General features: G+C 70.8%; 17 protein-coding genes. 12 read left to right on the top strand and 5 right to left on the bottom strand.

Annotation, left to right across the window (positions count from 1 at the left end; all coding sequences use genetic code 11):
* Positions 1-177: 177 nt before the first annotated feature.
* The 10 genes from ABZ749_RS05745 (at position 178) to ABZ749_RS05700 (ending at position 14,043) form a co-directional block, all read left to right on the top strand.
* Positions 178-1,941 carry a protein kinase gene (locus ABZ749_RS05745; protein ID WP_357223141.1) on the top strand — a complete coding sequence of 588 codons (1,764 nt, stop codon included), beginning with the start codon at positions 178-180 and terminating at the stop codon, positions 1,939-1,941.
* A 119-nt stretch (positions 1,942-2,060) separates the two neighbouring features.
* Positions 2,061-3,686, top strand: coding sequence for a serine/threonine-protein kinase (locus ABZ749_RS05740; RefSeq protein WP_357223138.1), 1,626 nt, complete (start codon positions 2,061-2,063; stop codon positions 3,684-3,686).
* Between the two features lie 103 nt (positions 3,687-3,789).
* Complete coding sequence (locus tag ABZ749_RS05735) at positions 3,790-4,599, top strand: metal-dependent hydrolase (RefSeq protein WP_238672615.1); 810 nt, start codon at positions 3,790-3,792, stop codon at positions 4,597-4,599.
* 53 nt (positions 4,600-4,652) lie between these two features.
* Positions 4,653-5,546, top strand: a complete 894-nt coding sequence (locus ABZ749_RS05730; RefSeq protein WP_357223155.1) for an amidohydrolase family protein — start codon at positions 4,653-4,655, stop codon at positions 5,544-5,546.
* Positions 5,547-6,069: 523 nt separating this feature from the next.
* Positions 6,070-7,101, top strand: coding sequence for a LacI family DNA-binding transcriptional regulator (locus tag ABZ749_RS05725; protein WP_357223152.1), 1,032 nt, complete (start codon positions 6,070-6,072; stop codon positions 7,099-7,101).
* Positions 7,102-7,177: 76 nt separating this feature from the next.
* Complete coding sequence (locus ABZ749_RS05720; RefSeq protein ID WP_357223135.1) at positions 7,178-8,482, top strand: extracellular solute-binding protein; 1,305 nt, start codon at positions 7,178-7,180, stop codon at positions 8,480-8,482.
* Positions 8,483-8,551: 69 nt separating this feature from the next.
* Positions 8,552-9,520, top strand: coding sequence for a sugar ABC transporter permease (locus tag ABZ749_RS05715; protein WP_357223133.1), 969 nt, complete (start codon positions 8,552-8,554; stop codon positions 9,518-9,520).
* Position 9,521: 1 nt separating this feature from the next.
* Positions 9,522-10,409: a carbohydrate ABC transporter permease gene (locus tag ABZ749_RS05710; RefSeq protein WP_357223130.1), complete on the top strand. Its 888-nt coding sequence runs from the start codon at positions 9,522-9,524 to the stop codon at positions 10,407-10,409.
* Positions 10,406-12,637 carry an alpha-xylosidase gene (yicI, locus tag ABZ749_RS05705; RefSeq protein WP_357223127.1) on the top strand — a complete coding sequence of 744 codons (2,232 nt, stop codon included), beginning with the start codon at positions 10,406-10,408 and terminating at the stop codon, positions 12,635-12,637. The genes ABZ749_RS05710 and yicI overlap by 4 nt, the downstream gene beginning before the upstream one ends.
* Positions 12,634-14,043 (top strand): GH1 family beta-glucosidase, encoded by a 1,410-nt coding sequence (locus ABZ749_RS05700; RefSeq protein ID WP_357223124.1) that lies wholly within the window; start codon positions 12,634-12,636, stop codon positions 14,041-14,043. The genes yicI and ABZ749_RS05700 overlap by 4 nt, the downstream gene beginning before the upstream one ends.
* A 131-nt stretch (positions 14,044-14,174) precedes the next feature.
* On the opposite strand, the gene ABZ749_RS05695 is transcribed toward ABZ749_RS05700, so the two are convergent.
* Both ABZ749_RS05695 and ABZ749_RS05690 read right to left on the bottom strand, forming a co-directional pair.
* Positions 14,175-14,768 (bottom strand): nucleotidyltransferase family protein, encoded by a 594-nt coding sequence (locus ABZ749_RS05695; RefSeq protein ID WP_357223121.1) that lies wholly within the window; start codon positions 14,766-14,768, stop codon positions 14,175-14,177.
* 252 nt (positions 14,769-15,020) lie between these two features.
* Positions 15,021-16,730 carry a bifunctional 3'-5' exonuclease/DNA polymerase gene (locus ABZ749_RS05690; RefSeq protein WP_357223149.1) on the bottom strand — a complete coding sequence of 570 codons (1,710 nt, stop codon included), beginning with the start codon at positions 16,728-16,730 and terminating at the stop codon, positions 15,021-15,023.
* Between the two features lie 120 nt (positions 16,731-16,850).
* Between ABZ749_RS05690 and ABZ749_RS05685 the strand changes: the two genes are divergently transcribed.
* Positions 16,851-18,557, top strand: coding sequence for an ABC transporter ATP-binding protein (locus ABZ749_RS05685; RefSeq protein WP_357223146.1), 1,707 nt, complete (start codon positions 16,851-16,853; stop codon positions 18,555-18,557).
* Between the two features lie 50 nt (positions 18,558-18,607).
* Positions 18,608-20,299, top strand: a complete 1,692-nt coding sequence (locus ABZ749_RS05680; protein ID WP_357223143.1) for an ABC transporter ATP-binding protein — start codon at positions 18,608-18,610, stop codon at positions 20,297-20,299.
* 6 nt (positions 20,300-20,305) lie between these two features.
* Here the strand turns inward: ABZ749_RS05680 and ABZ749_RS05675 are convergent, their stop codons facing one another.
* The 3 genes from ABZ749_RS05675 to ngcE are packed head-to-tail and all read right to left on the bottom strand — an operon-like array spanning position 20,306 to position 23,553.
* Complete coding sequence (locus tag ABZ749_RS05675; protein WP_354878666.1) at positions 20,306-21,235, bottom strand: carbohydrate ABC transporter permease; 930 nt, start codon at positions 21,233-21,235, stop codon at positions 20,306-20,308.
* Positions 21,235-22,143 (bottom strand): sugar ABC transporter permease, encoded by a 909-nt coding sequence (locus ABZ749_RS05670; protein WP_354878663.1) that lies wholly within the window; start codon positions 22,141-22,143, stop codon positions 21,235-21,237. Before ABZ749_RS05670 ends, ABZ749_RS05675 begins: the two co-directional genes overlap by 1 nt.
* Before the next feature lie 18 nt (positions 22,144-22,161).
* Positions 22,162-23,553, bottom strand: a complete 1,392-nt coding sequence (gene ngcE / locus ABZ749_RS05665) for an N-acetylglucosamine/diacetylchitobiose ABC transporter substrate-binding protein (RefSeq protein ID WP_357223118.1) — start codon at positions 23,551-23,553, stop codon at positions 22,162-22,164.
* Positions 23,554-23,684: the final 131 nt, after the last annotated feature.

The raw sequence follows: 23,684 nt of genomic DNA, 5'->3' as shown, positions 1-23,684 counted from the left end.
GTCGCAGGCGTACACGCTGACCGGTGGCAGCATCACCTCGCAGGTCAACGGGCTGGCGAACCTGCTCGCTGCCGCCGACCACGCCGCCTGCTGAGCCAGGTCGGACGACCGATAGGTGACTTCCGATCCGCTGGTTAGGGTGTAGCCCGGACAGCGGCTGAGGAGGAGCGTGCACAGGTGCTGATCGCTGGTCGGTACCGTCTGCTCGACCTGGTGGGTCGCGGGGGTATGGGTCGGGTGTGGCGTGCCCGCGACGAGATGCTGCACCGCGAGGTGGCGGTCAAGGAGATCGTCCCACCGAGTTGGTTGGCCGATCATGAACGGGACGAGGTGCGCTCACGCACCATGCGGGAGGCACGCGCCGCAGCCCGACTCAACCACCCCACAGTGGTCCGGCTCTACGACGTCGTCGCGGTCGACGGCAGCCCGTGGATCATCATGGAGTACGTCCCGTCCCGCACCCTTCAGGACGTCGTCGACGCCGAGGGGCCGCTCGAGCCGGCCCGCGCAGCCCGGATCGGGCTGGCCGTGCTCGACGCGCTCCAGGCCGCGCACACCGCCGGAGTGCTGCACCGCGACATCAAACCGCAGAACGTGCTCGTGGCGCACGACGGGCGGGTGATGCTCACCGACTTCGGGCTGGCCACCTTCGACGGTGGCGACGGCGCGATGACCCGCCCCGGCATGGTCTTCGGCTCCCCGCAGTACGTGGCACCCGAGCGGGCCGCCGAGGGCGTGTCCACGGTGGCCGCCGATCTGTGGTCGCTCGGGGCGACCCTGCACGCCGCAGTGGAGGGCCGGTCCCCGTACGCCCGCAGCACCGCGATGGCCACCCTGAGCGCGCTGGCCGCCGGCCCGCCCGACCCCGCCCCCCACGCCGGGGCGCTCGCGCCGGTGCTGGAGGGGTTGCTGCGCCGCGACCCGCGCGAACGCCTCGACCACGACGCGGCCCGTCGGTTGCTCACGATGGCCGCGACCGGCCGCGCCGACCTGCCGCCGGCGACCGACCGGCCCTCTGGTGACGGGCCGGTGCCAGGGCTGATCGCCCACCCCGCCGCCGTCGACGACGACCAGGACCCCACCGTCCCGTTGCCCGATCCGTCCGACGAGCCGAGCCCTGCCCCGACCGCAACCGGAGGGGCCTCCCCCGCGCCGGGCGCGGACCGGGCGGCCCGGGGACCAGCCACCCGCCGGCTGGCACTGATCGGTGTGGCGCTGCTGGTGGCCGTCGCGGCCGGTGTCGGTACCGCGCTGACCTTCGACGACGACAAGCCCGGCGACACGGTCGCCTCGTCCTCCCCGCAGCCATCGAACCGTCCACCCGACAACAGACCAGGCGGACCAGGCGGACCAGGCGGACCGGGCGGACCGGGCGGACCGGGCGGACCGGGCCCCGACCGGCCTGGGCCGCCGCCCAACGGAGGGGACGTCCCCCCGCCGCCGTTCGCGTGTGTCCGCCCGCATGTCGCCGGCACGCCGGTGCTGGCCGGCGACCCGGCCTCCGGCGAACAGTTCCGGCCACCGCCGGGCTGGGTCTGGCACGCCGACACCGCAGGCTTCCGGGTCTCCGTTCCGGCCAGCTGGTACTACTCCCGCGACGACGGGGTGGTCTGCTTCCAGGACCCGGCGACCGGCAGGGCCTTCAGCGTCGCACCCGGCAACAGCGCCGACCCGTTGGTCCGGCTCCGCGCGGCCCGGGACGCGGCCGCCGGGGCCGGGGCGTTGCCGGGGTACGACGAGATCCGGCTCGCCGCCAGCGACGGCGGGGCGGAGTGGGAACTCCGGTGGCAGGCCCCCTACGGCGACCTGTGGCTGCACGCCCGGCAACAAACTGTCGCTGCCGGCCGCTGGACGCTGGCCTGGATCACCCACGACGAGGACTGGACCGGGGCCGCAGCCGACTGGAAAAAGGTGCGAGAGAGTTTCCGACCACCCCGCTGACCTGCACCGTATGGCCATGATCGAGACCACCGTCCGTCGTGGATCGAGGCCGCTCAGTGGATGAATTAGCCGCCATTGGTGGCTATCGTGGATCCCGGGGTGACCGAGGGGGAGCGACCGTGCATCAGTTGCTGATCGCGGGTCGGTACCGGCTGCTCGACCTGGTCGGCACCGGCGGAATGGGCCGGGTGTGGCTTGCTCGCGACGAGATGTTGCATCGCGACGTAGCGGTGAAGGAGGTCGTGCCGCCGTCCTGGCTGGCCGAGACCGAACGCGAGGAGTTGCGGCTTCGGACCCTGCGCGAGGCACGCACCGCCGCTCGCCTCAACCATCCCAACGTGGTCCGCCTCTACGACGTGGTGCACGACCGGGAGAGCCCCTGGATCGTGATGGAGTACGTGCCGTCGCGATCGGTGCAGCAGATCATCAGCGCCGAGGGGCCGCTGAGTCCGCAGCGCACCGCCCGGATCGGGCTGGCGGTGCTCGCCGCGTTACGCGCCGCCCACGCCGCCGGGGTGTTGCACCGCGATGTGAAGCCACACAACGTGCTGGTCGCCGACGACGGGCGGGTGGTACTCACCGACTTCGGGCTGGCCACCTTCGACGGCGGTGACGGTGTGATGACAGGGCCCGGCACCGTGCTCGGCTCGCCGCAGTTCGTCGCCCCCGAACGGGCCCGCGAAGGGGTGTCCGACGCGCGCACCGACCTGTGGTCGCTGGGCGCGACGCTCTACGCCACTGTCGAAGGGCAGTCACCGTACGCGCGGTCGAGCGCGATGGCGACGCTCAGCGCGCTGGCCACCGAACCACCGGACCCGATGCGTCGGGCCGGCCCGTTGCGTCCCGTCCTCACCGGCCTGTTGCAGCGCGACCCCTGGCGGCGGTTGACCGCCGCCGAGGCGGAGCCGCTGCTGCGCACCGCCGAGGCGAGCCACGACGAGCCCGCCGCGTCGACCCGCTCCACGGCGGTCGCGGCGGTCCGTGACGCCGGACGGACCAGAACGCCCCGACCAGTCGAACCGGTCGCCCCGTCGGGCGAGCCGGCCACACCGACCCCGAGCCCGCGGCGCCGACCCGGCCGGCGATGGCGCCTGATCGCCCTGGGTGGTGCGGCTGCCGCTGTGCTCGTCGCGGGAGGCGTCACGCTCGCGCTGGTGAACCGGCAGGACGACCGGACCCCTCCGTCCGGCTCGGGCGGCGGCGCGCCGACCTCCCGGCCGGCCGCGTTCGCCTGCACGTCTCCCCCGCCACCGTCGGCGACCCCGGTCGTGGCGGTGTCACCGCCACCCGGTGTGAAGTACGGGCTACGCGAGGGCTGGACCTGGTACGACGACCCGAGCGGGTTCCGGATCGCCGCGCCGGTGGGGTGGGCGCGCTGGACCGAGGGCTCGGTGACCTGCTTCCGAAGATCCAACGGAACCCGGGTGCTCAGCGTCGAGGCGGGGCCGGCCCGCCCCGATCCGGTGGCCCACTGGGAGGCCGAGGAGGATCGGCTGACCGCCAACGCGGCGCTGCCGGACTATCGCAAGGTGGACATCTCCGCGATGGACATCTTCGAGGGCGGCGCAGTGTGGGAGTGCGGCTGGCAGAACGCCCTCGGCGTTCCGGTGCACAGCTTCCGCTTGCTCGCCAACACCTCGGCCGACCGCTCCTACACCGTCTCGTGGTTGACAGAAGAGTTCGACTGGCAGGTCAACGCGGCATACTTGCCGATGATCCGGCAGAGCTTCACCCCCACCCTGTAGCGCGGTCCGATGTGGACCTTCCGGGTGATGCCCCTGCGACGCCGACGCTTACTACAGTGGCGTAGTTTTGGGCGCTCAAGATCCCTGGGGAGGGTGAGCCGAGATGATGGGACCGCAACACGCGCTGTCCGGCGCGGCGGTGTGGCTGGCTGGCTCCTGGGCACTGGAGCAGTTCGCCGACTACCACCAGTCGCCGCTCGCGTTGGCGGTGGGCACCGCGGTGTGCGCCGGCGGCGCGCTCTTTCCCGACCTCGACATGTCGGGCAAGGTGACCAAGAACCAGGGTGGGGCCACCGTGGCCCGTACCTTCGGAGTCTTCTCGCTCTTCGCCGCCGAGGTGATGGAGAAGATCTCCCTCGGGGTCTACTACGCCACGAAGCTCAGCAAGGACCCACGCCGCAACAACGGGCACCGGACGCTCACCCACACGCTGCCGTTCACCGTGCTGGTCGGCTGGGGCACCACCGCCCTCTGCGCCGCGTACGGCAAGTGGGCTGTCATCACCATCCTGTTCTTCATGTTCGGCCTGGCGCTGCGCGGGCTGTTCGACGAGTGGGCCGAACGGGCCGGCTGGGTGATCATCACTCTCGCGTCGGCCGGGGCCGCCTGGTTCACCTTCGCCAACCTGCCGGGCGGACGCGGCTATCCACTGATCGGCACCGCGCTCGGCGTGGGCTGCTTCGTGCACATCCTCGGCGACATGATCACCAGAGCGGGCGTGCCGATCCTCTGGCCGATCCCCATCAAGCGGCGCATGTGGATGATGATCGGCCTGCCGAACAGCATCGCCCTGCGCGTTGGCAGCAAGGCCGAAGTGGTCGGAATGCGCATCGCACTGACCGTCGTCTCCGCGCTCGCCACCGTCGGCCTGATCGCACCCTCGGTGCTGAGCCGATTCGACATCGACATATGACCGATCCGGTGCCGGTGCCGGTGCCGGTGCCGCCTGGCACAGGCGGCGACCATCTGCCGGTCCCACCCGACGCGGACGACCGCGTACCGGGGTTCTGCCGCGCCCTGGGGCTGCCCGGCCTCGCCGACGTGCACGTGCACTTCCTGCCACCACGCCTGCTGCGTCGGGTGTGGGCCTACTTCGACGCGGCCGGGCCGCTGGTCGGCACCGAATGGCCGATCCTCTACCGCTGGAGCGACGCCGAACGGGTCGCGCACCTGCGCCGGCTCGGGGTGCGGGCGTTCAGCGCCCTGGCGTACGCACACCGACCGGGCATGGCGGCGGAACTCAACCGCTGGACGCTGGACTTCGCCCGCGACACCCCCGGGTGCCTGGCCTCGGCCACGTTCTACCCCGAGCCGGACGCCCCCGGGTACGTCGAGGCAGCCCTCGCCGAAGGCGCCCAGGTGTTCAAGCTGCACCTACAGGTCGGCGGCTTCGCGCCGACCGATCCGGCGCTGGACCCGGTGTGGGGAATGCTGTCCGACGCGGATGTGCCGGTGGTGGTGCACGCCGGGCACGCCCCGGTGGGGACCTCCCACACCGGCCCGGAACCGTTCGCCGCCCTACTCGCCCGCCACCCTCGACTGACCGCCGTGGTGGCACACATGGGAGCCCCGGACTACCAGGCCTTCCTGGACCTCGCCGAGACGTACGAGCGGGTCCGACTGGACACCACAATGGTGTTCACGCCCCACTTCGACCAGTTCGTTCCCTACCCCGCCGAGGAGTTGCCCCGGTTACGCGAGTTGGGGCTGGCCGGCAAGGTGCTGCTGGGTAGCGACTTTCCGAACATCCCGTACCCGTACGCCGATCAGGTGACCGGGCTCGCCCGACTGGACCTGGGCGACGACTGGCTACGCTCGGTCTGCTGGAACAACGCCGCCACCCTGTTCAACCTGCCCTGACCCTCGCCCGCCGCGCCCCGCGGGCCCGCGCCCTCGCCCCACCGGGCCGCGCCCCCGCGCCCTCGCCCTACCGCGTCGTCGCGCGCCCTCTCCCCGCGCCCTCGCCTTCGCCGCACCGGGCCGCGCCCCTCGCCCTCACCCCACCGGGCCGCCCCGCACGCCCCCACCGGGCCAGGCCCCGCGCCTTCACCGCACCCCGCACCCCGCACCCCGCACCCCGCAGCCAAGATCCGCGCAACTTCCCTGAAGTTGCTGCCTCCGGTGAATGGGAGGCAGCAACATCCCCGATCTTGCGCGGATCTTGGCCGCGACCGTCCTGTGCGACTGACCGACCGGGGAGCGGCGCGCGCCCTGCATCCAAGGGTGCGGGGCTCCGCGCGCCCTTGAATTCTTTTCGACATCGGCTATTGACGTCGCCGTAACAGGTGGCCTAGCGTCCTGTCGAACCGCTTCGTCGAAACGCTTCGACGAAGTTCGGGAGCGGTCCCACCCCAGGCCGGAGGAGGTGCGCGCGGTGGCCACCATGCACGACGTCGCCCGCCTCGCACAGGTCTCGGTCAGCACCGTCTCGTACGTGCTCACCGGCACCCGGCCGATCTCGCAGGCCACCCGCAACAAGGTGCTCGCCGCGATGGCGCAGCTCGACTACCAGCCCAACGCGATGGCCCGTGGGCTGGCCAGTCGCCGCAGCCGGATCCTCGGCCTGCTGATGCCGATGGACGAGCGTGGCCTGGGTGCCACCGAGACCGCGTTCGTCACCGGTGCCGCCGCCGCGGCCAGCGTCGCCGGCTACCACCTGGTGCTCTCGCCGGTCGGTGGTGGCAACCTCGACGACCTACGTCGGCTGGCCAGTCAGCGGATGCTTGACGGGGTCGTGCTGATGGAGGTCGAGCTGGCTGACGAGCGGGTCACGGTGCTCCAGGAGGCGGGGGTGCCGCTGGTGCTGATCGGCCGCACGGGCGACACCAGCACGCTCTCCTACGTCGACATCGACTTCGACCAGACCGTCCGGGAGGCTGTCGCGCATCTGGTCGGCCTCGGGCATCGGCGCATCGTCTACGTCAACCACTCGGCCGCGACGTTGGCCAGCGGTTACGGGCCGGCGTTGCGTACCCGTGACGCCTTCACCGCGGCGATGACCGGGCATGGCCTGGAGCCGGTGATGATCGCGGCCGAGGACAGCGCCGCCGGCGGGCGGGCCGCCCTGGCCGCCGCGTTCGCGCGGGCCCCGGAGCTGACGGCGGTGTTGGCGATGAACGAGACGGCGATCTTCGGCATTCTCGGTGAGTTGACCGGCCGCGGGTTGTCAGTGCCCGACGACGTCTCCGTCGTCTCGATGGTCACCTCGCCGCAGGTCGCCGAGCTGGCCACCCCGGCACTGACCGCTATGACGTCACCCGGTTCGGCGCTCGGCCGGATCGCGATCGAGGCGCTGACGCGCCAGCTGGATGGCCCCGCTGACCTTCGTCACCAGCAACTGCTGCCGTGCGCGTTGGAGGTCCGTGGGTCGACCGCCGTGCCCCGAAGCCACCAGCTGATGGGGGCCGATCAGTAAATGGCCCGCCGCCGCGCTGCAACGCGACGACGGGCCCCGTGAAGTACCGGCTAGATACTCAACGAGGAGGATGCTAATGCAGCGATTCCACCGGCTCGTCGCCGCGATCGCCCTGGCGGCGATGGCGACGACCACCGTGGCCGCGTGCGGCGGTGGTGACAGCGGGGACGACAGTGACGCCAAGACCCTCAAGCTCTGGCACTACGAGAGCGAGAACAGTGCCATGGGGGTCGGCTGGGACCGGGCGATCGAGATCTTCAAGTCCGAGCACCCGGGCGTGGAGGTGCGCTTCGAGCGCAAGGCGTTCGAGCAGATCCAGCAGAACGCCGGCATGATCATCAACTCGTCCGAGGGCCCGGACATCATGGAGTACAACAAGGGCAACGCGACCGCCGGGCTGCTCTCCTCCCAGGGTCTGCTGGCCGATCTGAGCAGCGAGGCCGACAAGCGCGGCTGGGCCGGCAAGCTCAGCCCCAGCCTGCAGACCACCGCCCGGTACAGCGACAAGGGCGTGATGGGCTCCGGCAAGTGGTTCGGTGTGCCGAACTACGGCGAGTACGTCACCGTCTACTACAACAAGGACCTGTTCCAGAGCAACGGCGTCAAGGTTCCGACCTCGATGGCGGAGATGACCGCCGCGATGGACACCTTCGTCGGCAAGGGCATCACCCCGCTGGGCATGGCCGGCGCCGAGTACCCGGCCGGGCAGCTCTTCTACCAGCTCGCCCTCTCCAAGGGCGACCGGCAGTTCGTCGACAACTACCAGCTCTACAAGAACCCGGTCGACTTCAAGGCCGACCCGCTCAAGTACGGCGCGGACACCTTCGCCCAGTGGGTGCAGAAGGGTTACGTGGCGAAGAATTCGGCAAGCCTCAAGGCCGAGGACATGGGCACCGCCTTCATCGGCGGCAAGGTTCCGATGATCGTCTCGGGTAGCTGGTGGTACGGCCGGTTCAAGACCGAGATGAAGGCCAACTGGGACACCTTCCTCTTCCCCGGCAACACCCTGCAGGCCGGTTCCTCCGGCAACCTCTGGGTCGTCCCGGAGAACAGCAAGGCCAAGAGCCTGGCGTACGACTTCATCGACATCACCCTGCGTCCGGAGATCCAGGACCTGATCGGCAACAACGGTGGTGTTCCGGTCGCCGCTGACGCGTCGAAGATCAGCGACCCGAAGGACCGCAAGCTGATCGAGGACTTCAACACGGTCAGCAAGTCCGACGGGCTCGCCTTCTACCCGGACTGGCCGGTCCCCGGCTACTACGACGTGCTGGTCTCCGGCTTCCAGGGTCTGATCAACGGCTCGAAGTCGCCCGACCAGGTTCTCGACACGATCGCCAAGCCGTACGCCGATGGCGTCAAGGAGATCACCGGCAAGTGACACGGCGAGCGGCGGGCGCGACCGGCACGACCGGCGCGCGCCCGCCCGCCCCGCCGGGAAGGATCTTCCATGGCAGTCTCCGAGACGGTCGCCGCCACACCGCCGGCCGCGACCCCCACCCCGCCCGCGCCCAGCCGCAGACGCCGCGGCCGCAACGCGGCGTACTGGCTCTACCTGCTCCCCGGAGCGGCGCTCTTTCTCCTGGTCATCGGCGCGCCGTTGGTCGGCACCCTCTACCTGTCGCTGACCAAGTGGTCCGGCGTCGGCGACCCCCGGTGGGTCGGCCTGGACAACTACCGACAGTTGCTGCAGGACGACGTGTTCTGGGCGTCGTTCCGCAACACCGTCTGGATGCTCGTCGCGATGGTGGTGGTGCCCACTGTGCTGGGGCTGCTGCTCGCCGCGGTGCTCTTCGACGTCGTCGGCCGCCGGTTCAAGCCCCGCACCGCCGCCGCGCTGCGGGCCGCGTTCTACCTCCCGCAGGTGCTGCCCGTCGTGGTGGCCGGCATCGTCTGGGGCTGGATCCTGCGCCCCGACGGCGCGTTCAACAGCCTGCTCGACGTGGTCGGTCTCGGCGCGTTACGTCATGACTGGCTCGGCGACCCGGGCACCGCCCTGCCGGCCGTGATGGCCGTGATGATCTGGGTGCAGATCGGCTACCCGGTGGTCGTCTTCATGGCGGCGTTGCAGCGGGTCGACCCCGAGCTGTACGAGGCGGCCGAGGTCGACGGCGCGAACTGGCTGCACCGGTTCCGGGCGATCACCCTTCCGCAGATCCGGCCGGAGACCTTCGTGGTGGCCCTGACCTGCACCATCGCCGCGTTGAAGGTGTTCGGGCCGATCTTCGCGCTGACCCGGGGTGGTCCGGACAACGCGACGAACGTGCCGAGCTACTTCGCCTACTACACGTTCTTCAAGAAGCTGCAGGTCGGCTACGGCTCCGCGATCTCCACGGTGCTGACACTGATCATCGTGGTGGTGGCCGGGGTCTTCATCTGGATGCAGGCCCGCAGCGAGCGCCGGGACCGGGGGTTCTGACATGGCCGTCACGCTCACACCGAGCCCCGCGCCGGTGACGCCGGCCCGGCCCGTACGCGATCGACACCACCGTGGTGTCAGCCGCTGGGTGGTGCTCGCCCTGGTCACCCTCGGCGCGCTCGTCATGCTGGTGCCGTTCGCGTTCATGCTGCTCAACGCGTTCAAGTCGCCCGGCGACTACTCGTCGGGCGGCCCGCTGAGCTGGCCGACGGAGTTCTACACCAAGGGTCTGCGCACGTACTGGACCGCTGTCAACTTCCCGCTGAAGTTCTGGAACTCGGCGGTCATCGCCGGCTCGGTGGCAGTGCTCGGCGTCGCCGTGTCACTGCTCAACGCGTACGCGCTGGGCATCGGCCGGGTCCGGGGCCGGCTGTGGATCGTGGGTCTCTTCCTGCTGGCCAACATGCTGCCGCAGGAGGCGCTGATCTACCCGCTGTACTACGCGGCGAAGCAGGTCGGCCTCTACAACACCCAGCTCTCGGTGATCATCATCTTCACCGTGATCCAGAGCGCGTTCGGCACGTACCTGCTCGCCTCGGTGATGGGCACGTTCCCGCGCTCGCTGCTGGAGGCCGCCGCGCTGGACGGCGCCGGCAAGTGGACCGTGCTGTGGCGGGTGGTCTTCCCCAACCTGCGGCCCACCCTCGCGGTGCTGCTCATCTTCTTCTTCATCTGGACGTGGAACGAGTTCCTCATCCCGCTGGTCATGCTGATCGACAACCGGACGCAGACCATTCCGGTCGCGCTCGCGTCGTTGCAGGGCGACCGGCTGATGGACGCCCCGACCACCAACGCCGGCGCGCTGATCAGCCTGGTGCCGGCCATCCTCTTCTTCCTCATCTTCCAGCGCACTCTGGCGCGCGGCATCACGGCAGGAGCCGAGAAGTGAAGTTCACCGACGGGTACTGGCAGCTGCGCCCCGGCGTCAGCGTCCTGCGCCCCGGCATCGTGGAGTCGGTCGAGCCGGACGAGCGCGGCTTCACCGTCTTCGCACCGACCGGTCAGATCACCGGCCGCGGCGACACCCTCAACCGCCCGCTGGTCACCGTCCGGTTCTTCTCCCCCGCCCCCGGTGTCATCGGCGTGACCATCGCCCACCACACCGGAGGGCTGCCCCGCGAGCCGCACTTCGGGCTGAGCACCGACGACACGCACCCGGTCACCGTCGACGTCACCGGGCTCAGCGCGACACTGACCACCGGCGAACTGACCGCGCGGGTCGCGCTCATCGACGGGTGGCGGGTCGACTTCCTGCACGGCGACCGGCTGGTCACCGCGTCCACCGCACGCAGCATCGGCGTCGTCACCGACGCCGAGGGCCGCCGGCACGTACACGAACGGCTCGCCCTCGGTGTCGGCGAGACGGTGTACGGGTTGGGCGAGCGCTTCGGCCCGTTCGTGAAGAACGGGCAGACCGTCGACATCTGGAACGCCGACGGGGGCACCGCCAGCGAGCAGGCGTACAAGAACGTGCCGTTCTACCTGAGCAGCGCCGGCTACGGGGTCTTCGTCGACCACCCGGAGCACGTGTCGTTCGAGGTCGGCTCCGAGGTCGTCGCTCAGACCCAGTTCAGCGTCGAAGGCCAGTCGCTCACCTACTACGTGATCGACGGACCCCACCCGAAGGACGTGCTGCGCCGCTACACCGCCCTCACCGGTCGTCCGGCCCGGATCCCCGCCTGGTCGTACGGCCTCTGGTTGTCGACCTCGTTCACCACCTCGTACGACGAGAAGACGGTGACCGAGTTCGTCGACGGGATGGCCGAGCGGGGGCTGCCGCTGTCGGTGTTCCACTTCGACTGTTTCTGGATGCGTCAGTTCCACTGGGTCGACTTCATCTGGGACCCGGCGACCTTCGGAGACCCGGAGGGGATGCTGCGCCGGCTGCACGAGCGCGACCTGAAGGTGTGCGTCTGGATCAACCCGTACATCGCGCAGCGCTCCTACCTCTTCGAGGAGGGCCGCGAGGCCGGTTACCTGGTCCGCAACCCGGACGGTTCGGTCTGGCAGTGGGACAAGTGGCAGGCTGGCATGGCGCTCGTCGACTTCACCAACCCGGACGCGGTCCGCTGGTTCACCGGCAAACTCAAGGCCCTGCTGGACATGGGCGTCGACTGCTTCAAGACCGACTTCGGTGAGCGCATCCCGACCGACGTGGTGTGGCACGACGGCTCGGACCCGCAGCGGATGCACAACTACTACTCGTACCTCTACAACAAGGCCGTCTTCGAGCTGCTGGAGACCGAACGCGGCGAGGGCGAGGCGGTGCTGTTCGCCCGCTCGGCCACCGCCGGCGGGCAGCAGTTCCCCGTGCACTGGGGCGGCGACTGCGAGTCGACGTTCGTCGCGATGGCCGAGTCGCTGCGCGGCGGGCTGTCCCTGGCGGCCTCCGGCTTCGGCTACTGGAGCCACGACATCGGCGGCTTCGAGGGCACTCCCGACCCGGCGGTGTTCAAGCGGTGGGTCGCCTTCGGGCTGCTCTCCTCTCACTCCCGGCTGCACGGGTCCGGCTCGTACCGGGTGCCGTGGGCGTACGACGAGGAGTCCGTGGACGTGCTGCGGCACTTCACCCACCTCAAGCTCGGCCTGATGCCGTACCTGGCGGCCGCCGCTCAGGAGGCGCACCGCGACGGGACGCCGGTGATGCGCCCGATGTTCCTGGAGTTCCCGGACGACCCGGCGACGACACACCTGGACCGGCAGTACATGCTCGGCCCGGACGTGCTGGTCGCCCCGGTGCTCAGCGCCGACGGCGACGTCACGTACTACGTACCCGCCGGCACCTGGACGCACCTGGTCACCGGCGCGCAGGTCACCGGCCCGGCCTGGCTGACCGAGAAGCACTGCTTCGACAGCCTGCCGGTGCTGGCCCGACCGGGCGCGGTCATCCCGTTCGGCTCGCGCACCGACCGACCGGACTACGAGTGGGCCGACGATGTGCGGCTGCGGGTGTACGCACCGGCCGAGGGGCAGCGGACCCGGGTACGGGTACCGTCACCCGGCAACGGGCCGGGCGCCGAGTTCGACGTGCGCTACGAGGGTGGGACGGTCAGCGCCGAACTGGTGGCCGGCACCTCGACGGGCTACATCTGCGAGATCCAGGGGACGGAACGATGACGCAACACCACTTCCCGGAGAGCTTCGTCTGGGGCTCGGCGACGGCCGCGTACCAGATCGAGGGCGCGGCGACCGAGGACGGGCGCGGACCGTCCATCTGGGACACCTACAGCCACACACCGGGTCGAACCCTCAACGGGGACACCGGTGACGTGGCCGCCGACCACTACCACCGGTGGGCCGACGACCTCGGGCACATCGCCGACCTGGGGCTCGGTGCGTACCGGTTCTCCATCTCCTGGCCCCGGGTGCAGCCGGGCGGCTCGGGCCGGTTCAACCAGGCCGGCATCGACTTCTACTCGCGGCTGGTGGACGGGCTGCTGGAGCGGGGTGTCCGCCCGGTCGCCACCATGTACCACTGGGACCTGCCGCAGGAGTTGGAGGACGCCGGCGGGTGGGCGGCGCGGGAGACCGCGTTGCGCTTCCAGGAGTACGCGGCGGGCATCGTCGGTGCGCTGGGCGACCGGGTGCACACCTGGACGACGCTCAACGAGCCGTGGTGCTCCGCGTACCTGGGCTACGCCTCCGGCGTGCACGCGCCGGGTCGGACCGAGCCGGCGGCGGCGCTGGCCGCGGTGCACCACCTCAACCTCGCGCACGGCCTGGCCGGTCGGGTGGTCCGGGAGCTGGCCCCCTCCGCCGAGCTGTCGGTGACCCTGAACCTGCACGTCATCCGGGGGGCGTCCGACTCGGCCGCCGACCAGGACGCGGTCCGGCGGATCGACGCCCTGGCCAACCGGGCGTTCCTCGGCCCGATGCTGGACGGGGAGTACCCGGCCGACCTGCTGGCCGACACCGCTTCCGTCACCGACTGGTCGTTCGTGCGCGAGGGCGACGAGAAGCTGATCGCGGTGCCGCTGGACGTGCTCGGGGTCAACTACTACTCCAGCACCCTCGTCCGGGCGTGGGACGGGGTGTCGGCCCGCTCCGACGCCGACGGGCACGGCGCGTCGACCTCGACGCCGTGGGTCGCCGCGGAGAACGTCGACTTCCTGCCGCAGCCCGGCCCGTACACGGCGATGGGTTGGAACATCGACCCGCCGGCGCTGACCGAGCTGCTGCTGCGCCTGCAGCGCGAATACCCCAACCAGCCCATGATGATCACCGAGAACGGCGCGGCGTTCGACGATGTGGTGTTGGCCGACGGCCGGATCCACGACGACCGGCGGATCGACTACCTGCGTCGGCACATCGGCGCGATGGCCGACGCCCGCGCGCAGGGCGCGGACGTGCGCGGCTACTTCGTCTGGTCGTTGCTGGACAACTTCGAGTGGGGCTACGGCTACGACCGTCGCTTCGGCATCATCCGGGTCGACTACGACACCCAGGTACGCACCTGGAAGGACAGCGCCCACTGGTACCAGCGTCTCGCCGCCACCGGCGAGCTGGACCAGGCGGCGGAGTAGGCACCGCCGGGCAGCCCCGCAAGGAGGCTGCCCGGCAACCCACCCACCCTTACGCGATCTTGCACTTTCTGCACCGACATGCGGGGCATCCCACGCGTATCGGCGACAGAAACTGCAAGATCGGCGCGGCCCTAGACCCCGACGCGCTGCGGCGGGACGGTGAGCCCGTACATCTCCATCAGCTCCGGAGTGTCGACCCGGCTGCCGTCGGCCACCGAGTCGCAGGCGATGTCGACGATCTGGTCCTTGTGCGCCAACAGGTACGGCCGAGCGCCGACGTCGGCGCTGGCCAGGGTCGCGATGCCGGGCCAGTGCCGGCGGCCGAAGAGCATCGGGTAGCCGCGCAGACCGTCGTAGGTGGCACAGACCAGCACGTCCGGGTACGGCAGCGCCGCCACCCGGCTGACCGCCTCGGCGGTCAGGCCCGGCATGTCGACCGGCACCACCACCACCGCCTCGATCCCCACGTCGTCCATGGCGGCCAGGCCGGCCCGGATGGACGAGCCGACCCCGGTGCCCCACGCCTTGTTGATCACAACGGTCGCCTTGCCCAGGTCGGCGGTCTCCTGGACCTGCTCGGCGGCAGCGCCCAGGACGACCACGATCTGCTCGCAGCCCGCCTCGGTCATCGTGTCGATCATCTGATTCACCAGCGGCTTGTCGCCCTGGTGCAGCAGCGCCTCGGGACCACCGATCCGTCGTCCCCCGCCTGCGGCGATGATCATTCCTGCGATCCCGTTCAGCTGCGCCCCCTCAAGCATGGGAGCGACCGCGACCGATCCGCCCCCTCCTACGGACACTGCAACGAGGAGCGCCAGCCAGGGGTGGCGGGGCGAAAAGGAGAAATAGCACAACCGTTATACACCGGACCGCAGCCGCTCCGCCCCTGACGCGAGCCGTTCATCAAGTGATGACAAGTAGGCCGAGAGGGCTCCTGGAACCTCCTTCCCGTCACTTGATCATGGCGCGAGCACGGGTCAGGCCGCGTCGGCGTAGCAGTCGACGATGGACAGGTCCAGTGGGAACCGGACCGGCGTCGCACCGAAGAGCAGCGCGGAGGCTCGCTCGCCCGACCGATTGACAGCCTCGGCGACCGCGTCCGCCTGATCGGCCGGCGCGTGCACGACCACCTCGTCGTGCTGGAAGAAGACCAGCTCGGCGTCGGTGCCGGACAGCTCCGTCCGCAGCGTGGCCAGCAACGTGGAGGCCCACTCCGCCGCCGTGGCCTGGATGACGAAGTTGCGGGTGAAACGCCCCCGGGACCGGGCGGCACGCGCCCGCGGACTGTGCGGATCACCCGCCCGCTCCGGGTCGGCGGGCTCGTCGTCGAGATCACCGAACCCGACCGAGCCGGGCGGACACGTCCGCCCCAGCCACGACCGCACCAGCCCACCCGTCTCACCGGTACGCGCCGCCGCCTCGACGTAACCGAACGCCGTCGGGTAGCTGCGCTTCAGCACCGCCAACGCGGGCACCGCGGCCCCGCCGGTCTGCCCGTACATCGCGCCGAGCAGGGCCACCTTGGCCTTGGCCCGGTCACCGCCGAACGAGTCCCGGGCCAGGGCCGCGTAGAGGTCGCCGGCACCGCCCGCCGCCGCCAACCGCGCGTCGCCGGAGACCGCGGCCAGCACCCGGGGCTCCAACTGGCCGGCGTCGGCGACCACCAACCGCCAGCCCGGATCGGCCACCACCGCCCGTCGGATCACCTTGGGAATCTGCAACGCGCCACCGCCCCGGGTGGCCCACCGGCCGGAGACGACACCAGCCGGCACGTACTCCGGTTGGAACCGGCCGCCCCGGGCCCACTGATCGAGCCAGGACCAGCCGTGCGCCGTCCAGATCCGGTACAGCTCCTTGTATTCCAGCACCAGCGGCACCGCCGGATGGTCCACCCCGCGCAGCACCCAGGCCCGGGTGTTGGGCAGCTCCACCCCGGCCCGGGCGAACGCCTTCAGCAGCTCCGCCGGGGAGTCGGTGTGCAGGCCGCGTACGCCGAGCGCATCGGCGATCCGGGCGGCCAGCTCGGCGAGTCGGCGTGGCGGACCACCGACCGGGGACGCCTCGCCGAGCAGCTCGTGCAGGATCTCGTTGTGCACGTCGGCCCGCCAGGGCAGCCCGGCGACACCCATCTCCGCCGCGATCAGCGCGCCGGCCGACTCCGCGGCCACCAGCAACCGGAACCGGCCGGGGTGCTCGGTCGCGGCGACGCGGGTGAGCTGGTCGGCGTACACCTGGGTCAGTGCCTCGATGCCCGGGCCCGGCGGACCGGGCAGGGTGTCGAAGAGCGCGCCCTGCCCGTGCCCGGGTGGTGCTGCGGCGCGCGGCGGCGGGTCGGGCGGCACCGCCGCGCCGGTCAGCCGGGCCCAGGCGGCGGCCAGCGAGCGGGGCTCACCCCAACGGCCCACGTGCCCGAGCAGCAACGCCTCGGTCAACTCCACGTCGTGACACCGATCGACCCGGACGCCGGCGCGCAGCAGCGTCGGGTAGAGCGCCGTGGCGGTCGACCAGACCCAGCGCGGGTGCTCGGCGGCCTCGCGGGCGGCGACCGCGGCGACCAGATCGGTGACGACCTCGGGTCGGCCGGTCGGCCGGCCGGTGGCGTCCAGCGGGCACAGCACTCCCCCACCCCGCTCGTCGGACACCACCGCCACCAGCACGAACGTGATTCTGCCTCTCCCGTCCGACAGGAACGGAGGCGCACCTCACCGTCGTCGGGCCGGTGGGCTGTCGGGGCCGGTCGGTAGCGTGATCGGGTGCCTCCCCAGATCCCGCATCCCGATCCTGGCACCCCCGACGCCCGCGGTCCGATGCGCTACCTCTGGTGGCTCGTCCGCTGCCAACCCTGGCGGGTGCTGCGCGGCAGCCTGATCGGCACGGCCTGGATGATCGGGCTCTCGGCCCGGCCCTACCTGATCGCCCGCGCCGTCGACGACGGGCTGCGCGAACGCGACACCCAGGCCCTGGCGCTCTGGGTAGCGGCGATCGTCGTCGCGGGCGTGGCCCTGTCCTACCTGGGCATCATGCGGCACCGCACGATGACCTTCATCCGGGAGGACGCCAAGGCCCGCTCGGCGGAGGTTCTGCTGCGCCACCTGTCCCGCATCGGCGCGGTGCTGCCCCGGCGGGTCGGCGCGGGTGAGGTGTCCACCATCGGCGGCTCCGACATCGACTGGACGGCGCAGGTGCTGACGCTGACCGGGCCCGGCGTCGGCGCTGTCATCGCGTACGGGGTGATCGCCGTGGTGCTCTGGTCGGTCTCCCCGATGCTCGCGCTCTGCGTGCTGGTGGGGGTGCCGTTGGTCGGCCTGATCGTGGGGCCGCTGCTGCGCCGCCTGGAGCAGGTCGAATCGGTCTACCGCCGGCAACAGGGCGCGCTCACCGCCCGATCCGGTGACATCGTCGCCGGGCTGCGGGTGCTCGCCGGGGTGGGCGGCCGGGACCTGTTCGCCCGGCGGTACGCGGCCCGGTCCCAGGAGCTACGCGCCGAGGGCTACCGGGTCGGCGCGGTCAACAGCTGGATCGACGCGGCGACCGTCGCCATCCCCGGGTTGTTCCTGGCGGCGGTGGTGTGGCTGACGGCCCGGATGGCGGTGACCGGCGACGTCACGATCGGCGAGCTGGTCGCCGTCTACGGCTACGTGGCGACCCTGATCGTGCCGGTCTGGTTTCTGCTGGAGGGCAGCTACCAGCTCATTCGCGGCCGGGTCGCCGCCCGACGGATCGCCGACCTGCTCAACGTGACACCGGACGACGTCGGTGGCCCGGGCCGCCGGTGGCCGGGTGCCGTGCCCGAGGCACGCCGGCCGGACGACCTGTCCGGGCCGGACGACCCGGCCGACCTGCACGACCCGGTGACCGGCCTGACCGTGCGCGCCGGCCACCTGACCGGGGTGGCGGTGGACGACCCGGCGGCGGCCGTGGCGTTGGCCGACCGGCTCGGCCGGTACGTGGCCAGCGACGTCACCTGGGGCGGCGTGCCGCTGCGCGAGGTCGCCCTGGACGAGGTCCGCGCGCGGATCCTCGTCGCCGACCACGACTCCTACCTCTTCGCCGGCACCCTGCGCGACATCCTGCGAGCCGGGGCCGACGACGATGACGAACGGATCGGCGCGGCCCTGCGGACCGCGTCGGCGCAGGATGTCGTCGACGCCCTGCCCGCCGGGCTGGACACCCCGATCGACGCCCGAGGGCGGACGCTCTCCGGCGGTCAACGCCAACGGCTGCGCCTGGCCCGGGCGTTGAGCAGCGAACCGGAGGTGCTGATCCTCGTCGACCCGACGTCGGCGGTGGACGCGCACACCGAGGCGCGGATCGCCGAGCGGCTGCGGGCCGCGCGGGCCGGGCGGACCACAGTGGTGATCGCCACGTCGCCGCTGCTGCTCGGCCGGGCCGACGTGGTCGCGCTTCTGAGCGCCGGCCGGGTCACCGCCACCGGCAGCCACGCCGACCTGCTCGACGACGACCCGGCCTACCGGCACCTGGTGGCCCGCGGCAGCGAGGAGGCGTACCGGTGAGCCGGCTGCCGGTCGCCGACCGTGGCACCGTACGCCGCGCCCTACGGGACATGATCAGCCGGCACCGGCGAGCCGTCGGGGTCGTGCTGGCGCTGCACAGCGCCGCCGCGGTCGCCGGGCTCGCCCCGCCGTGGCTGCTGGGCACCATCGGCGACCGGGTCACCGCGGGCGCGGGAGTGGCGACAGTGGACCGGCTGGCACTGGCCATCGCCGGCTGCGTCGCGGTCAGCGCCCTGCTCTCCCGGTACGCCCAGTACGCCGGCCACCGCTTCGGCGAACGGGCCGTCGCCGAGCTACGCGAGGAGTTCGTCTCCCGGACTCTCGGGCTGCCCGTCTCGGTCGTCGAACGTGCCGGCTCCGGGGACCTGGCCACCCGCAGCTCGGTCGACGTGTCGACGGTCGGCACCACCGTCCGGGACGTGGTGCCCACGATGGTCATCGCCACGGTGCAGTTGACGTTGCTGTTCGGGGCCGTCTTCCTGCTGCACCCGCTGCTCGGGTTGGCCGCGCTGGCCGGGCTCCCGTCGATCGTGGCGGTGACCCGCTGGTACCTGCGCCGGGCCAGCTCGGCGTACCTCACCGAGGGCGCGGCGGCGGCCGAGCTGACCGAGACGCTGACCACCACCGCCGAGGGCGCGCGCACCGTGGAGGCGCTGCGGCTGGCCGACGACCGGATCCGACACGGCACCACCCGCGTCACAGCGGTGTGGCGGGCCCGTCGGGCGACCCTCGCGCTGCGTACCGTGTTCTTCTCGGTCGTCGAGGCCAGCTATCCGCTGCCGGTCGCCATGGTCCTGCTCGTCGGGGGCTACCTGCTCTCCCGGGACATGGTGTCGCTCGGCGCGGTCGTCGCCGCCGCGCTCTACCTGCAACAGGCGATCGACCCGTTGGACCGGCTGTTGCAGTGGACCGAGCAGGCGCAACGCGGCTTCGCGTCGTACGCGCGACTGCTCGGCGTGGGCATGGTCCCGCCGGAAGCACCCGGCACGAACGCCTCGTCACGGGGTGAGCGGCTGGTGGTCAGTGGCGCCCGGTTCTCCTACTCCGACGGGCCGGACGTGCTGCACGGCATCGACCTGGAGGTGCAGCCCGGTGAGCGGCTGGCCGTCGTCGGCCCGTCCGGCGCCGGCAAGTCCACCCTGGCCCGGCTGCTGGCCGGGATCGACGCGCCACGCCACGGCGTCGTCACCATCGGCGGCTGCCCGATCACCGACCTCGACCCGGCCGAGCGACGCCGCCGGATCGCCCTGGTCACCCAGGAGCACCACGTCTTCATCGGCTCGGTACGCGACAACCTCTCCTTCGCCGCGCCCGACGCCACCGACGAGGAGATGCGTGCCGCGCTGCTCACGGTGGGCGCCGGGTGGTTCGCCGAGCTTCCCGACGACCTGGACACCCAGCTCGGCGACGGGGCCCGTCAACTCGGTGCGGCCGAGGCCCAACAGCTCGCGCTGGCCCGGTTGGTGCTCGCCGACCCGCACACGTTGATCCTGGACGAGGCGACCGCCGCGCTCGACCCGTCCACCGCCCGCCGGACCGAACGCGCTCTGGCCGCCGTGCTGGTCGGGCGGACCGTCATCGCGATCGCGCACCGGCTCAACACCGCGCACGACGCCGACCGGGTCGCCGTGCTGGCCGACGGTCGGATCACCGAGATCGGCAGCCACGACGAGCTGGTCGCGGCCGGCGGGGCGTACGCGGCGCTGTGGCGCTCCTGGCACACCCGCGTCGACGGGCGGTGAGGCGTCCTACTTCACCGCTCCGGAGGTGAGGCCGGCCTGGATCTGACGCTGGAAGACCGCGTACACGATGATCATCGGGAGGATGGCGATGGTCAGCGCGGCGAACAGCCCGGACCAGTCCGCCTCGTAGCCGGCGTTCACCGAGATGTCGGCGATGCCCTGGGTGAGCACCCACTTGTCCTTGGCGTTGGAGAGCAGCACCAACGGGAGCTGGTACTGCGCCCACTGGCCGATGATGTTGAAGATCGCCACGCTGATCAGGCCCGGCTTCGCCATCGGCATCATCACCTGGAAGAACAGCCGGGTGTGCGAGCAGCCGTCGATCATCCCCGCCTCGGCCACCGACGACGGCAGCGTCTTGAAGAACGCGGCCAGGAAGAACACGGTGAACGGCAACGAGTACGCCGAGTAGACCAGGATCACGCCGGTGTGGGTGTCGAGCAGCCCGAGGTTCTTCACGACGAAGAAGAGCGGCACCAGGGCCAGGAAGACCGGGAAGGCCAACCCGGAGACGAACAGGTAGTAGACCGCCCGGTTGCCCCAGAACTTGTAGCGGGCCAGCACGTACGCGGCCATCGAGCCGAGCAGCATGGTGAGGAACGTGCTGCACGACACCACGATCACGCTGTTGATGAAGTAACGGCCGACGTGTGCCTTGGTCCAGGCCCGCCCGAAGTTCTCCCACCGCAGCTCGGCCGGGAGCGTCCACGGGCTGCTGAAGATCTCGCTGGTGTTCTTGAACGCGGCCAGGAAGGTCCAGAGGATCGGCACGATGACGATCACCGCCCACACGGCGAGCGCGACGTGCCCCAGGCCGGCGAAGAGCCGTACCTCCGAGCGAGGGTCCTTGCGGCCCGGCCCGGCGGGGGCGGACGGGTCCCCGGTCTTCGGCGGCAGCGCGGCCGGGGTCGGCGGCAGCGTCGACTGCGGATTCATCAGTACTCCACGCTTTCCCGCTTGGTGAGCCGCAGCGTCAGCGCCGCGAACGTGAGGGTGAGGAAGAACAACGCCACGCCCATCGCCGAGGCGTAGCCGTACTTCGAGTAGACGAACGCGTTGCGGTAGATCTCCATGGCCAGCACGGTGGTGGCGCCGTCCGGGCCGCCACCGTCCACCGAGAGCACCGCCACGATGGCGAACGCGTCGAACGCCGCGATCCCGAGGTACACCCAGGCCACCTGGAGCGTGTCCCACAGCAGCGGCAGGGTGACCCGGAAGAACAGCGTCACCCTCGTCGCCCCGTCCATCTCGGCGGCCTCGTAGATCTCACCGGGGATGGAGGCCATCCCCGCCGAGAAGAGCACCACGTAGAAGCCGACCGCCTGCCAGACCAGCACCGCGAGGATCGACCAGAGGGCCAGGCTGGGCTTGACCAGGAAGAGGATCGGCTCGATGCCGAACTTCATCAACACGCCGTTGATCAGGCCAGACTCGTTCGGCCGGTACACCATCTGGAACAACACCGCGATGATGGCCACCGCCAGGACCTGGGGGAAGAAGAACACCACCCGGTAGAACTTCGCCCCCCAGACCCCCTGGCGTTGACCACCGCTGCTCTTGCCGCCCACGTTGAGCAGGAAGGAGAAGAACAGCGCGATGGCAATGGTGATCAGCGGCAGGGCAAGCAGCAGTACGCCGTGGTGCTGGACCGCCTTCCAGAAGGCCCCGTCGTCGAGCAACCTCTGGTAGTTGTCGAAGCCCACCCACTGCGGGGCTGACAGTCCCCGCCAGTTGGTCATCGAGATCTGGAACGCCTGCGCGTACGGCCAGATCACGAATGTCACGTACAGCGCGACCGGGGCGAACAGGAACCCGATCACGAATGGATACTTGCCGTGCCGCATGACCCTAGCTCCGATCGATCAGCGCTTGAACTTGGTGACGGAGCTGTCCTTCTTGATGGCGTCGGCGCGCTTCTGGATCCGCTCCACGAAGGCGTCGGCGTTGATCCGGCCGAACATCAGCTCGTTGGTGGCGGTACGCGCCTCCGTGTCGAGCTCCTTGTACCAGCCGTCGAAGTACAGGTTGAACACGTCCTGACCGGCCGCCTTGAGCGCGGCCTGCGAGCTGGCCACACCGGGCGGGAAGGAGAAGCCCTCCGACCCGGCGGTGACCACGGTCGGGGCCTTGACCACCTCGGTGAAGCCCTTCGCGCCCGCCTTCGACAGCATCTGACGCATGTACTCCAGGCCACCCTTGGGGTTCTTGCTCTTGGCCGAGACGAAGTAGCCCTCACCGGCGGTGGCGCGCAGCGCGGTGGCTGGCAGCTTGTCCGACGCGGTCAGGCTCGGCACCGGCATGAGCTGGTAGTCGAAGCCGGCCGGGGTGTCCTTCTTCTGCTCGCCCTCCAGCCAGTCACCGCTGGGGTACAGGGCCACCTTGTACTGGTTCTGCCGCAGCTGCACGTCGGTGTGCTTCAGGCCCTCGAAGCTCTTGTCGCTGAACTTCGCCCCGACCTCGGCCCACGCCGCGGCCGCCTGCTTCACGGCGTCCTGCTTCCAGGCGCCGTCCTCCAGGTTGTCGATGTTCTTCAGCACGTCCGTGCCGCCGATCTTGGCGGCCTGGGTGAGGATCACGTTCCACTGGTAGTAGGCCGCGTTCGCACCGGCGTAGCCGTACGGGGTGATGCCCTTGGCCTTGATGTTCGTGAGCAGGGTCATGAACTCTTCCCAGGTCTTCGCCGGCGCCCAGCCATTGTCCTTGAACAGCTTGGCCGAGTACCAGATACCGAAGACCGTGGAGACGTAGTACAGCACGAACGGCTTGCCGTTGAACGAACCCGCCTCGATGGTGCCCGGCACCACCGTGTCGCGGACCTTCTTGGTCGGGTCGTCGACCGACGGCGCGTCCCACAGCTCGGTGAGGTCCTGGAGCTGACCGTCGGCCACGAGCGCGCCGAAGTCCATCAGCTTCTCGCCCGAGTTGTTCACGAACTCCGGCGGGTTGCCGGAGGCGAACCGCGGCTGAAGCACAGTGGAGACGGCCTGGGTGGCCTGGTGCTTGACCTCGGCCTTGGGGAACGCCTTCTTGTACAGCGGCTCGTGCACGTCGGTGGCGTACTTCTCGCCGTAGCCACCGTTGAAGATGACCACCTCGATCGCGGCGTCCTCCTTGACGCCCAGCGGGTTCGCCTCGCTCTTGGTTCCGCCGGCGACCTGCTCGTTGTCACCGTCACTGCCGCTGGTGGCGCAGGCGCCGAGCAGGCCGATGGCCGGAGTGGCGAGCATGCCCACGGCGGCGGCGCGACGCAGCACCGTGCGACGGTCGAGTGCGGCCGGGTGTTCGGGGGTAATCGCCGTTGGCGGTGAGCTGCCCGTCGGAGTAGAACGAGGCGCCGCACGAACCGCTCTCCAGCACCTTCGCCGCGGCCGTGGTCTTCTTGACG

It is taken from the genome of Micromonospora sp. NPDC047753 (genome assembly GCF_040642735.1).
GTDB lineage: Bacteria > Actinomycetota > Actinomycetes > Mycobacteriales > Micromonosporaceae > Micromonospora.
Note: the sequence above shows the minus strand (reverse complement) of the source record. Positions and strands in the feature narration are given on the sequence as shown.

What these genes read in the sequence shown, in the direction of transcription:
- ABZ749_RS05735 (WP_238672615.1), top strand. Translation starts at nt 3,790, where the DNA reads ATGATGGGACCGCAACACGCGCTGTCCGGCGCGGCGGTGTGGCTGGCT.
- ABZ749_RS05725 (WP_357223152.1), top strand. Translation starts at nt 6,070, where the DNA reads ATGCACGACGTCGCCCGCCTCGCACAGGTCTCGGTCAGCACCGTCTCG.
- ABZ749_RS05720 (WP_357223135.1), top strand. Translation starts at nt 7,178, where the DNA reads ATGCAGCGATTCCACCGGCTCGTCGCCGCGATCGCCCTGGCGGCGATG.
- ABZ749_RS05715 (WP_357223133.1), top strand. Translation starts at nt 8,552, where the DNA reads ATGGCAGTCTCCGAGACGGTCGCCGCCACACCGCCGGCCGCGACCCCC.
- ABZ749_RS05710 (WP_357223130.1), top strand. Translation starts at nt 9,522, where the DNA reads ATGGCCGTCACGCTCACACCGAGCCCCGCGCCGGTGACGCCGGCCCGG.
- ABZ749_RS05700 (WP_357223124.1), top strand. Translation starts at nt 12,634, where the DNA reads ATGACGCAACACCACTTCCCGGAGAGCTTCGTCTGGGGCTCGGCGACG.
- ABZ749_RS05695 (WP_357223121.1), bottom strand. Translation starts at nt 14,768, where the DNA reads ATGATCATCGCCGCAGGCGGGGGACGACGGATCGGTGGTCCCGAGGCG.
- ABZ749_RS05685 (WP_357223146.1), top strand. Translation starts at nt 16,851, where the DNA reads ATGCGCTACCTCTGGTGGCTCGTCCGCTGCCAACCCTGGCGGGTGCTG.
- ABZ749_RS05680 (WP_357223143.1), top strand. Translation starts at nt 18,608, where the DNA reads ATGATCAGCCGGCACCGGCGAGCCGTCGGGGTCGTGCTGGCGCTGCAC.
- ABZ749_RS05675 (WP_354878666.1), bottom strand. Translation starts at nt 21,235, where the DNA reads ATGAATCCGCAGTCGACGCTGCCGCCGACCCCGGCCGCGCTGCCGCCG.
- ABZ749_RS05670 (WP_354878663.1), bottom strand. Translation starts at nt 22,143, where the DNA reads ATGCGGCACGGCAAGTATCCATTCGTGATCGGGTTCCTGTTCGCCCCG.